Source organism: Phycicoccus mangrovi, assembly GCF_018729305.1.
GTDB lineage: Bacteria > Actinomycetota > Actinomycetes > Actinomycetales > Dermatophilaceae > Phycicoccus > Phycicoccus jejuensis.
The window spans coordinates 35693-47093 of sequence record NZ_JAHHWP010000013.1 but is presented as its reverse complement, the minus strand read 5'-3'; the positions used below and the strand labels follow the sequence as shown (position 1 = coordinate 47093).

The following is an 11401-nucleotide window of genomic DNA, read 5'->3' as shown; positions in this document are numbered from 1 at the left end:
CATCCCACCCGCCGAGTTCGAGACCACCTACTGGGCCGCCATCACGCCCAAGACCTACCCTGAAGCACCCGTCCCCGCCGGGGCCGGTTCCAAGTAACCAAGCCTCCACAAAACCCGGGGCGATTCACTCCTGAGGGTATGGCTTGGGCACGGTGAACATCCTTCCAGCGGCGCCTCACAACGCCACAGATCGGTTGTCACCTATCGGTGCAGCAGTCCCACCGGGCGATCCGGTTGACCAAGAAGAAGGGCGTGAAGATGCGTGCGTACAAGTGCTCGTTCTGTTTCCGCGCAGTGGCGCGTGCGCTTGGCATGTTGGGCACGGGCAGACCTTGGTTCGCCGACTCGGAGCCTAGGTGGCGCTTCATCCCAAGCATCCCGCTGCGGCGCCAGGTGCCAGCCGGCCAAATTGCTCTGCACGAGGGGACGCCAGCGACTAACTTCCTCCTGTGACAAGGACGCTAGGCCTGTTGGGTGACCGAAGCAGTCATCGGAGTCATCAAGAGTTGGACGCGCTCCGCCCTCGACTGGCGGCGGAGTATGAGGTCGAGTCGACGTGGATTCCTACCGACGCGATTGTCGACCTTCGGCGGCTGGATGGTGTGTGGCTAGTCCCCGGCGCCCCTTATCGGGACGACCGTGCTGTCATCGCTGCCCTGACCGCTGTCCGCGCCGCCGACATCCCTTTCTTGGGAACGTGCGGCGGGATGCAGTACGCGGTGATGGAATTCATGCAGACCGAGCTAGGCGCCGCGGCCACCCATGCTGAATCCGATGGGGAGGGCGATGACAACGCGGTGGTTCCCCTCGCGTGCTCGCTCTACGGGGAGATCAGACAGATCAGCCCGTTGCCGGGCTCGCGCTTTGCGTCCTGGTGCCCAGAGCCGTTCGATGGCGTTCACTACTGCAACTACGCACCATCGGAGGAGAGCGTCGCTCAGCTTCAAGCCGCAGGCGTCCAGGTCAGCGCGACGGCCCCAGACGCGGGCGCAGAAGTCTTGGAGTTCCCTACACATCCGTTCTACGTCACCAGCATGTTCCAGCCGCACATCGGAACCTTGTCGGGGGCCCCAACACATGGGCTCATCCGCGCTTTCATGGACGCGATCGTCCGAAACTGACTATCGCTGATGCTGGCGTGTGCATCCGCATGGCCTCGCTGCGGCGGCTGGAGCTGGGCCCACCACATGTCACTTAGCCCGGATCCACCGATAGGCCTGGCGGCGATCGTGTGATCGGGGTTGGCGGGGGGTGAGCGGGCAGGGGCGTGGCGGAGTGCCGGACCTCGGTGTCCGGTTGTTCCACGTTGTGTCCTCGGTCGCGCCGCTTTCGCTGCTGGGTGGTCAGGCTGCGAGGGCTGGCGGCGGGTCGCTGACCCGGTCGAACAGTGCGGTCCAGGCGGTCTCCCACGGCCAGGACTTCGGTAGATGAAGGGTGATCCGCCGAGCGGAGGAAGCCACTCGTGCCGGCACCGTGATCAGTTGGCGGCGGATCGTCGCGGTGGTCGCCCGCGCCAGGTCCGGGGCGGCTATGGTGCTGGCCGCGCGGGTGAGGTTGAACGCGATGACTGCGAGCACCAGCCAGGCCGCGTTGGCGGTGAACACTCCCGACGGCAGGTGCGCCAGCGCGGAGTCCTTCAAGTCGGCGTGGACCTGTTCGACGATGGCGTGTTGGCGGTGGGTCTTGTCGACTGCGACGGTGTCCAAGATCGCGGGGTCGGCAGTGGTGAAGAACCCGTGGAACCGCCACACGTCGAACAAGGTGCCCTGCCCAGCGGCCCGCTTCTTCTCGGCGTTGAAGTCCGGGATCCGGCGCACCACCAGGCGTCCGGGCACCCGCTCGGACTTCTTGGCCGAGGCGAACGCGACGAACCGGATCTCGGCGACCTCGGCCCGAGAGATCCAGCGGCCGGTGATCTCGTCGAACACAGCGTCGGTGTACTCGATCGTGGTCCACGCGTCCTGATCGATCGCGGCGATCGCCTTCTTGACCGCCTGATTCATCCGCACGGTGACCGACACCGCGGCACCACCGGCCAGGGCCGCATGAACGGCGCCGCGGCCGTAGAACGCCGAGTCCATCCGCACTAGCACCGGCTGGGACTTGCCGAGCAGCCGTCGTGTGGTCTTCACCGCGTCGCCGACCAGACGCTTCGCGCCACGTGGTGACCCGGTCGAGCCCTTGCGTAGACGCTGTGCCACGATCACCGGCGCCGTCGTCGCAGTCGCGAGCGTGGCGAGAAGTGCGTTGAGCCCGCGCACCTTGGAGTAGCCGAACCCCGCGCCCTGCTTGGCGTGACCATGAACCTCGATGATCGTGTCGTCGACATCGAGCAACGCATACCCGCCGCCGCTCACGGCGTCGGCAGAACCGACAGGGTCGCCCAGCAGCCGGGTGAGCCCGGCCAGCGCGATCAGGAACCGGGACGCGATCGCGTCGAGTTGGCGGACATGCCCGAAAGCGAACGAGCGCAGGAACGAACCCAACGTCGAGGGCGCGTAGGCCCAGGCGAAGACCCGGCTCATCCCGCCGTGTCGCAACACCGCCATGTCATCGATCGAGTCCGCACCCGCGACCATCCCGCCGACCAGCGAGGCCACCTTCAACCCGGCGTTCGCGCCCTTGTCGGCCGGCACGCTGAGATGCTCATCAGCCAGATCCCGCAGCCCCGCTCGGTCGGCCAGTGCGAGCACCGGGACCAGTCCGCCGGAAGACACGAGGTTCGGATCGTCGAACGCCACCGACGTCCGTCCAAGGGTGTGAGAGAGTCGCATCTTGAAGATGCCCTCCTGAGGTGGGTGGTTTGGAACCGTCGCAAGTCCCAGACTCTCAGCACAGAAGGGCATCCTCGCGTTATGGCACGCTCACCCAGGCAGTCAATCGGTGGATCCGGGCTTAGCTTAGATTGTCCCATTCGCCAGTTGGGACAATCTGGTTGGCGGGATGTGCGTGGATATGCCCGCCAGCATCCGGCTTGACCGACGCTTGGCACGCTCGTCGCTTGATTCGGTCGAGATCACTGACCAGTCCGACCACTCGGTCCAACGTCATGCCGGCCGGCTTCCCGCGGGCCGCATGCGCGGACGAATCGGGTCGGCGATCGGCCCGAGGTAATTGAAGCCGATGTGAAAGGTCGGAACGGGTTCCCCCTTGGAGCGATAGGCATCCGGCGAGAACCGCAGCGGGACGAAGTCCACCTCTGTCTTGAGTTGGTCGACCCAGACTCTCCCCTTGCGCCCGTCGGCAGCGGACCAGGCAACGCATCCGGTGAACCTCCTAGGGTGTCCGTCGCTGTCGCTGTCGCTGTCGCTGGCGAGGTAGGCGAGATGGACGCGTCGGCTGACATCGAGCCCGAGCGACCCGAGTTCTCTGAGGTCCGACCGGTGTGCCCAGAACGATTCAAGATGCGCTTGTGCATATATATGGCGTCCCGTATGCTTACGGCCATGACAACCACTTCAGGTGTTCTCGAGGCGATCGTCGATCCGACGCGCCGGAGCATCCTCGATGCCGTCCGCGACGGTGAGCGGTCGGTCAGCGAGCTGGTGCAGATCGTCGGGATGCATCAGCCAGGCGTCTCTCGGCATCTCAAGGTGCTGCGCGACGCCGGACTGGTCGAGGCGCGACAGGATGCGAACCGGCGCCTCTACCGCCTCCGGCCGGCGCCGCTGCAGGAGTTGGACGCCTGGCTCGAGCCGTACCGGATCGAGTGGTCGAACCGCCTCGACTCTCTGGAACGTCACCTCGGGCGAACCGCGGGGTCGTCCGCCGCGGGAAAGACCGCAACGGAAGGAGCGCCGTCATGATCCCCGATCTGTCTCCGTCACGCTTCGGCACGATCGAACGCACTGACGGCGGAGGGCTGATCCGGTACGAACGGATGCTCGCCTTCCCCGTCGAAGAAGTGTGGTCCGCGATCACCGAGCCGGCACGTCTGGCCGACTGGTGGCCACCGTTCGTCACGGAGGTCTCGGTCGACCTGCGCGTGGGCGGGGTCATCTCGTTCCCCTGGCCGGACGGCGATGAGACGCAGACCCTGTCGTTCACGATCCTGCGTCTGGAGTCGCCGACGCTGCTGGAGCACAGCCACACCAGCCCGGGCTCCTGGATGCGGTACGAGCTGGAGTCCCTCGACGACGCCACCCGCACGCGCCTCTTGGCCACGTACTTCGTGCCGGATCCCGACCTCGCCATCGAGCGCGGTGACATCGTCGGCGCGCACTACGGCCTCGATCGTCTCGAAGCTGCCCTCGGCGGACACCCCGCCCCCGTTGACCTGGAGGCGTTCGGCGCGCTGCAGGCCGAGTACGCGAAACGCCGGCTTGCTGGAACCATCGGAATGGAGCATCCATCATGAACACCACCCCTTCTCGCAAGGTCGTCGTGGCCTACTTCCTCTCTCTCGACGGCGTCGCCGAGAACCCGGGATGGGCAATGGCGACCTGGGACGACGTCACCGACGCGAGCGGTGAAGAACTGATCAGAACGCAGGACACGGTGCTGATGGGCCGACGCACCTACGACGAGTGGGTCGGATATTGGCCGTCGAGTGACGTCGAGCCGTTCGCGTCGTTCGTCAACGCCGCACCCAAGTACGTCGCGACATCGACGCCGCTCGACGGCGACTGGGCCGGCACGGAGGCCATCGACGGCGACCTCGTCGAGTTCGTGCGAGAGCTGAAGTCACGGCCGGGCGGCGACATCGGCGTCCACGGCAGCATCTCGGTCACCCGCTCGCTGCTCGCGGCCGGCCTGGTCGACGAGCTCCGCTTCGTCATCGCACCGACGATCGTGGGCGCGGGCAAGCGACTGCTCGACGATCTGCCCGAGACCCGCCTCGAGCTGATCAGCTCGACCGGCAGTCCACGCGGGAACCTGCTCGCCCACTACCGCGTCGCCGTACCCGCGGCGGCTTCAGCCTGAACGGGGATGAGATGAGCGACCACGATGGCGTCGCCGCGCTGCCGAAGTCGATGACCGGCAGGGCGAGCCCCGCGAAGGCGGCCGTCGGAGACCGACCGGTCTTCGCGTACATCGCGAGCCTGCCGCAACCGCAGCGCGACATCGCCGAAGCGATCGACACCTTGGCGGCGAGCACGCTCCCCGGACTCCAGCGCTCGGTTAAGTGGGGCATGGCGTACTACGGCGTCGGCGACGGATGGTGCTTCAGCTGCGGCGCCTTCGCCGGCCACGTCAAGCTCATGTTCGTCAACGGCGCCGTACACCTCGACCCGGTGCCACCGGTGACCCCGACCGGGATGGGCAAAGCGACGAGAGGCGTCGAACTCACGTCGCTGCAAGATCTCGACGAACCTCAGATCGCCGAATGGATGCGACAGATCACAGCCGTACCGGGCGTCGGCGGCATGCGGCGCTGAACTCCGTGAGTGTAGTCAGACGAGCGGCGCGCGGTCTCCGGGGAGCTCCGCTCTTGATTGCCCGTGCGAGCGCGAGCGAGGGGCTGGATGTGTCGCCATCCAGCTCCTTGCGGTGTTCGTGAATTGTCCGCCCGCCGTCGCTCAGGTGAGCGCGGTGCTCTCAGACTCGAGTCCGACCGGGCGGGTCGACGTCGAACCACAGGCGATCGCGCCGGCACGGAAAGAGGGCGATCGTCACCGCGCCTGGGTCGAGCACGCCGCGTGCGAGTTCCCTGACGTAGGTCGCGCGGCCGCGAGCGGCGACGAGATCGCTCGTCAACTCGGCACCGACGAGCGCGGCGGCCGCGGTCGCTTCGAGCGCCTCGATGAGGCTGGAATCCTCGGCTGCGGAAGCGCTCAGCGCCGTCGAGGCGGCCTCGAGCGCATCGATCATCGTGTTGTCACCCACGCGGGCGCCGCCGAGCTTCTTGATCGTCTCGCGACGCAGCCGCTGCGCCACGATCACCGGCGCCGTCCCCGGTGTGGTCGCTGTGTCCAGCAGTGCGTTCAAGCCGCGGACCTTGGTGTAGCCGAACCCGGCACCTTGCTTCGCGTGGCCGTGGACCTCGATCACGGTGTCGTCGACATCAACGAACGCCAGCCCGCTCCGCTCGGCGTCAGCCGGCGTCTGGGTGGGTTTCGTCGTGCCGAGCCCGGTCAGTTCGGTCAGGGCGAGTAGGAACCTGGACGCGACCGCGTCGAGCTGACGAACATGGCCGAAAGCGAACGCCCGCAGGAACGACCCCATCGTCGACGGCGCATAGACCGCGGCGAACAATCGGCCTATGCCGCCGTGCCGCAGCAGCGCCATGTCGTCGATCGAGTCGGCACCGGCGACCATGCCCGCGACCAGGGAGGCCACCTTCAACCCTGCGTTCGCGCCCTTATCGTCCGGAACGCTCAAATGCTGTCTGGCCAACACCTCCAGCCCGGCTTCTTGGGCCAGTCCCATCACCGGGACCAGCCCAGCCGACGCCACCAGATTCGGATCGTCGAACACCGTCGAGATCCGGCCCAGAGTATGAGAGAGTCGCATCCCAGAGGTGCCCTTCCGCGTGCTGGCCGATTTGAACTGTCGCAAGTCCTAATCTCCCAGCCCGTAAGGGCATTCTCGCGTTACGGCGCGCTCAACTCAGCACCCTCAACCGTCCCGATCGGTGGATCCAGGCTTAGCCTCTGCAGCACATCTGCGGAGCGCCCGAGTCATGGGCTCAACCCAACAGCAGGCAGTCGTCGCAACACGGCGTCACCCGTCCTCCACGTCCAGTGCCGACAAATGGACGACCGCTTACTCAGTTGCCGGGCTAGCCTCTCGGCGTGCTGGAACTTCTGAAGGAGAGCAGGGCCCCAGGCGTCGAGTTGGGCTACCGGCTCAGCGAGGTTCCGCCTGGTTACGTCTCCGTTCCAGATGGTCGTTGTGGCATCGCTTATGCGCGCGGCAGTGTGTGGTGGTTCGGCCCCTCTTCGGTGCCGGCTGCTTCTGAGGAGTTGTTGGGGCCGGTGGTGGGCGTCCGCTTGACGTTCGAGGCGGCACGAGTTGTGGCCGGTGGACCATTACGGCCGTGGCGGGATCGCAAGATTCCCCTGATGACGCTGTGGGGGAGATCGGCGGTTGAGGCATTGACGGAGCAGCTATCCGCGGCCAGCGATGCAGACGAGATCTTGAAGACGCTGGAGGCCGCGGTTGGAGGCAGAGTGCCGCCTGAGCCTGACCCACCGTCCTTCGCTGATGAGCTGGCTGCGCGAGTCGCGGCCGGTACGTCAGTGGCCGAGCTGGCGGGTTGGATGGGCACGAACACAAGACAGGTGGCGCGCCGTTGCGATGACATCTTTGGCATGGCACCCACGAGGCTGAGGCGCGTTCTTCGTCTCCAGCAGGCTGCCCGACACCGGTTCGAACATCCAGGGCTCTCTCTCAGCGAGCTCGCCTCGGCGTCCGGATACTCGGACCAATCGCACCTGAGCCGTGACAGTAGGGAGCTCGCCGCATCGACCCCGAGAGCGGCCTTCGGGTGACCGGAGTTGTCCGATCGATTCAAGACGTCTGTCGATGACCCTCCTAACGTTCGAGCATGCTGACTTGGGATGACATCACGAAGGCCATCGGACTCACGCTTGGGGGCGACCGGGAAGAGGGAGGTACCGCACTCCGTGCCTGCTGGTCTCAGACCAGTGAGACCGATCATGCGCAGCGGTGCGTGATCGCCCACTACCTCGCCGACCTCGAGGCCGAGGTCGCCGACGAAGTAATGTGGGATGAGCGGGCTTTGGCTGAGTACGAACACGTGGAGGGAGCTGAGCTTGCTCCCATCGGGATTCCCGACGCTGCGGGAATGGCGCCCAGTCTTCACCTGAACCTCGGCGACGGCTACCTGCGCCAAGGGCGTATCGCGGATGCCCGCAAGCACGTGGACGCAGGCTTGGCCGGCCAGCACGTTCTGGACACCGGGGGTTACGGTGCCATGATCCGGCAGGGATTGGCTCGGTTGGCCGACCGGGTCGAGGCAGCTGAAAGGTAAGGCCCCCTGAGACGTCTAGCGGTGCGAGACCGCCCTCGGTGGGCCGGTCGCCGGCGCCCAACAGGCCCTCGACTGGTGTTAGTCGCCCCACCGGTGAAGGCTTGATGTTGTCCAGTGCCGGCGGTTGATTGCCGATGAGCCGGACCGAGCCCGCCACCGTCGTCGGACAACTGATTCGAGGTTCCTCACGGGCTGCCGATCTCGTCGAGCAGCCAGGTAAGCCACTCCACAGTGGCCCGGCGCGCGCGCACCCCCCCTTCTAGGGTGATTCGGCTGGCGAAGTTGGGGTGGCCGCGGTCTCGGGCGGTCGGGTCGTCTTGCAACTCGGCGAGCTCGGCCTCGTACGCCGCCAGACGATTGAGGTGACGTTGCCGAATGGTCGTGACGAGGGCGGCTGCCTGGGCGGGCTCCGCGGTCCAGAGGGACCACAGGCGGAGCACCTCGACATCGCGCTCGGGCTGCGGCTCAGGGTCGGTGATGACCCAGTCCGCCAAGGCCCTCAGGCCCGCGGCGGTCGGGGAATACCGCTTGGTTTGACGGGGGCCGGCTCCGTCGATGTCGACGTGCTCGACGAGAGCGGAGGACTCGAGCCGGGCGAGCTCTGGGTAGATCTGGCTGTGCCGAGCGGTCCAGAAGTACCCGACGGGACGGTCCATCCGGCGGGCCAGGTCGTACCCGGTACTGGGCCGCCGCGCGAGGAGCCCGAGCAGGGCGTAGCCGAGCAAGGAAGGCACCGCTGAACGGTAGCCCACCAGTTCCGCGACAACAGGATGGGATGGCCTTGCCGGACGGCTCGAGCGCGCTACGGGCGGGGCTCGCTCCGAGACGCCGTGTGTGCGAGGCGCACAAGCAGGGCGATCAGGCCTAACCACGAGGCTCGTGCTCAGCAGTGGCGTGGACCGCAGCCATCGCAACGTGTTCACGACCCCGCGGCGCCTGCGCCCGGAGCGGGGTATTTCCCGCGCACCCAGTCCAGCACCTGCCGCCCGATCACGGTCGGCATCAGGTCGGGTGCGTCGCCGGACATCGTCAGGCCCCACCCGTGACCGTCCTTGGCCAAGACGAACTGCTTGGTCACCGCTGGTGACGCCGCGACTGCCTCGCGCAGGGCGGGGACCCCCATCTCGCGGTCGTCACCGGCGACGACAAGCAGTAGAGGTATCCGTGTCGCGGTTGCCGCGGCAACGGCATCTGGGACGCCGGGCCATCGTGACGGACCCGACAGGTCCACCACGGCGTCCGCGCCCGCCTCCTGCGCCGTTCCCAACGCGACCGCGCCGCCCATCGACGCGCCTACGACGACGACCCGCTCGGCACCCTGGGTCCGAGCCCACGCCACGGCCGTGGCGACGGCGTTGCGGGGGTCGCCGATGACGTCCTCGGAGCAGACCGAGGCCCCATGGACGCAGTCGTCGACGAGCACAGCGTGGATGCCTTGGCTCGCGGCCCAGGTCCCGTAAGGAACCCAGCCGCAGAGACCTCCGGCTCCGGTTTGGTGCAGGAAGATCGCGGCCGTCGAACCGGACCCGTACTCCACGGCGCTCAACCGAATGCGGCCGTCGTCCGAGGCGACGCTCGTGATCATTCCGGGGGCGTCCGTGAAGCACCGCTCGGCGACGGTGGAGGGAGGCGGCTTCGTCGGCAGGGGGGTCACAGTGCGGCTGGGCGCTTCCGCAGGCCGGCTGCCACCCGCGCACCCGCTGACCGTCCCGACGAGCGTGGCCAGTAGGAAGGGCACAACCATTCGAGATAGGCGCATATGATAATCTTGACATACGTTGACGCCTGTTACGCAGCGAACTATGTTGCAACTGACATAGGTGGTAGGTGCCGCACAACGCACTGTCCCCGGAAAGTGGCGCCGGCGATGAGAGGCCTGACTGTGCACCTGCAGACCACATTTGACGGTCGGATCAGCTGGCCCGACGTGACCACAAGGTCCGCTCGCCACACGACGGAATCGGCTCCCTCGGCCCACGCATTCTGGCCCGCTCGCCGACGCACCCGCCAATCCGGAATGGGATGGTGGACTGAGGCCAACGAGACCTCGACCCGTGACAGTCGCCCCGCCTGCAGAGGCTTGATGTCGTCGAGGGCCGGACATTGAGTGCAAGATCCTCGGCTGGCCCGCTCAGCGAGAGGTTCCCTGTGCCCAATGAAAGGAGGTCTGCGGAGACCTTCATGCGGGTAGTGCGCGCCGCCGCCCCTGTCGTCGCCGCCGCCAGCCTGGCGGCGTGCAATGGGGCACCTGGCCGGGAGGCACCCGACCACTCGGCCCTCGTCGCCCCCCTGAACCTCACGGAGGTTGAACTGCCTGGCGGTGTCGAGCCGGTAGCCGTCGCCAGCGATGGCACCCGCGTTCTGATTGGGGGGCGTGCGCCGGAAGGCTCAGCGTTGCGCCCACGCCTGTGGTTGGCGGACAAAGGAACTGCAGGTCTGCGTGAGCTTCCGGTCTCGCCTGTGAGTCCGGCGGCCTTCGAGTCCAAGTGGTTTCAGCTCGACCTGGCACCGAACGGTGCTGTAGCCGCTCTGGCCAGCGCCCCCGCGGGGGCTCACTCAAATTCGCGGTGGAGCACTTGGGCCGGCTCCACGTCTGCAGTGACTGAGTTCCCACAGCCCTTCGAAACCTTCGGCGGCTGGGGCGCCGGCGGGGTGACGGGCTACGTGCGGACACGGACCTCCCAGGCCGTGGTGGGTTCCTGGGCAGGCGGCACGGGTCTCGATGTCAGCATCTGGACGCGCACCGGTACTCGGTGGTCGCGCCAACCGACTGCCCCGGGCTCTTCGCTGGCAAGCCGGCCCGATCTCCTGAGCACAGCCCGCGGGGCAGCGCCGCGTGGCGATGGATTGGTGATCGTCGGCTCGACGACCCAGCTCGCCGCTGGATCGGTGCGGTTGGCTGCGGCGGTGTGGCTGGGCAGCTCGGTCGCCGGCCCCTTGCAACGCATCGACCTTCCGAGCAAGGCGTCACCGTCAGAGGCGCACTCAGCCGTCTGCGATGCGACTCATTGCACGGTCATCGGCCAGTCGGCCGGCCACCTCGCGGCCTGGAGCGTCGACGCAGACGGCGAAGTGTCCGTTGTGCCGGGGCTCCCCGCTATCGCGGTCAGCGACGGGGTGCGGTTGACGCCACCGATCGTTGAGGCCGATGGGACGCACGGCTTCGTCGTCGCCGAGGGAGCTGACGGCCATTTCGTCACAGTGGCTCCCTCCGGGGGCGTGAGCGATCGTCGATACCGGGCACCGGGTGTGCCGGTGTCGGCGGCTCTGGCACCTGCGACGATGTGGGTAGTCCACCAGAACGGCGATGGTCACAACACACTCCACACTTTCGAGCCTTGATCGTCAGGCGAGTGTTCGATCAGACGCTGACTGACCCCTCAGGACACTGCGAGGTAGAAGGAGCCTTGGCGAAGGCCGCTGCCGCGCGAGAGCCGGCCGGCAGCGGCCTCCGTCATTCAGCTC

Annotated in this window: 12 protein-coding genes; 8 read left to right on the top strand and 4 right to left on the bottom strand. The window is 67.1% G+C overall.

Features of this window, described 5'->3' with window-relative positions; translation table 11 throughout:
- The first annotated feature begins 449 nt into the window (after positions 1-449).
- Positions 450-1121: a glutamine amidotransferase-related protein gene (locus KMZ30_RS12060; RefSeq protein ID WP_308284326.1), complete on the top strand. Its 672-nt coding sequence runs from the start codon at positions 450-452 to the stop codon at positions 1119-1121.
- Between the two features lie 222 nt (positions 1122-1343).
- Here KMZ30_RS12060 and KMZ30_RS12055 read toward each other — a convergent pair whose 3' ends face one another.
- Positions 1344-2774 carry an IS1380 family transposase gene (locus tag KMZ30_RS12055; protein WP_215520037.1) on the bottom strand — a complete coding sequence of 477 codons (1431 nt, stop codon included), beginning with the start codon at positions 2772-2774 and terminating at the stop codon, positions 1344-1346.
- Between the two features lie 672 nt (positions 2775-3446).
- On the opposite strand from KMZ30_RS12055, the gene KMZ30_RS12050 reads away from it, so the two are divergent.
- Genes KMZ30_RS12050 through KMZ30_RS12035 form a run of 4 tightly spaced genes read left to right on the top strand, consistent with a single transcriptional unit; the run spans position 3447 to position 5378 of the window.
- Complete coding sequence (locus tag KMZ30_RS12050) at positions 3447-3806, top strand: ArsR/SmtB family transcription factor (protein WP_215520036.1); 360 nt, start codon at positions 3447-3449, stop codon at positions 3804-3806.
- Positions 3803-4357 carry an SRPBCC family protein gene (locus tag KMZ30_RS12045; RefSeq protein WP_226905211.1) on the top strand — a complete coding sequence of 185 codons (555 nt, stop codon included), beginning with the start codon at positions 3803-3805 and terminating at the stop codon, positions 4355-4357. Before KMZ30_RS12050 ends, KMZ30_RS12045 begins: the two co-directional genes overlap by 4 nt.
- Entirely contained in the window at positions 4354-4923 is a 570-nt protein-coding gene (locus KMZ30_RS12040; RefSeq protein ID WP_215520035.1) for a dihydrofolate reductase family protein, read from the top strand. The genes KMZ30_RS12045 and KMZ30_RS12040 overlap by 4 nt, the downstream gene beginning before the upstream one ends.
- Before the next feature lie 11 nt (positions 4924-4934).
- Positions 4935-5378 carry a DUF1801 domain-containing protein gene (locus KMZ30_RS12035; protein ID WP_215520034.1) on the top strand — a complete coding sequence of 148 codons (444 nt, stop codon included), beginning with the start codon at positions 4935-4937 and terminating at the stop codon, positions 5376-5378.
- 160 nt (positions 5379-5538) lie between these two features.
- On the opposite strand, the gene KMZ30_RS12030 is transcribed toward KMZ30_RS12035, so the two are convergent.
- Positions 5539-6453 (bottom strand): DAK2 domain-containing protein, encoded by a 915-nt coding sequence (locus KMZ30_RS12030; protein WP_226905210.1) that lies wholly within the window; start codon positions 6451-6453, stop codon positions 5539-5541.
- 551 nt (positions 6454-7004) lie between these two features.
- Here KMZ30_RS12030 and KMZ30_RS22640 point away from each other — a divergent pair.
- On the top strand, positions 7005-7433 hold the full coding sequence (locus KMZ30_RS22640; protein WP_226905217.1) for a helix-turn-helix domain-containing protein: 429 nt from the start codon (positions 7005-7007) through the stop codon (positions 7431-7433).
- A gap of 56 nt (positions 7434-7489) precedes the next feature.
- Positions 7490-7936, top strand: coding sequence for a hypothetical protein (locus KMZ30_RS12020; protein ID WP_215512079.1), 447 nt, complete (start codon positions 7490-7492; stop codon positions 7934-7936).
- A 185-nt stretch (positions 7937-8121) separates the two neighbouring features.
- Here KMZ30_RS12020 and KMZ30_RS12015 read toward each other — a convergent pair whose 3' ends face one another.
- Together KMZ30_RS12015 and KMZ30_RS12010 are read right to left on the bottom strand one after the other, a co-directional pair.
- On the bottom strand, positions 8122-8670 hold the full coding sequence (locus KMZ30_RS12015) for a PadR family transcriptional regulator (RefSeq protein ID WP_308279623.1): 549 nt from the start codon (positions 8668-8670) through the stop codon (positions 8122-8124).
- A gap of 185 nt (positions 8671-8855) precedes the next feature.
- Positions 8856-9521, bottom strand: coding sequence for an alpha/beta hydrolase (locus KMZ30_RS12010; RefSeq protein ID WP_215512081.1), 666 nt, complete (start codon positions 9519-9521; stop codon positions 8856-8858).
- A gap of 1265 nt (positions 9522-10786) precedes the next feature.
- Between KMZ30_RS12010 and KMZ30_RS12005 the strand changes: the two genes are divergently transcribed.
- Positions 10787-11278, top strand: a complete 492-nt coding sequence (locus KMZ30_RS12005) for a hypothetical protein (RefSeq protein ID WP_215520032.1) — start codon at positions 10787-10789, stop codon at positions 11276-11278.
- The last annotated feature ends 123 nt before the right edge of the window (positions 11279-11401 follow it).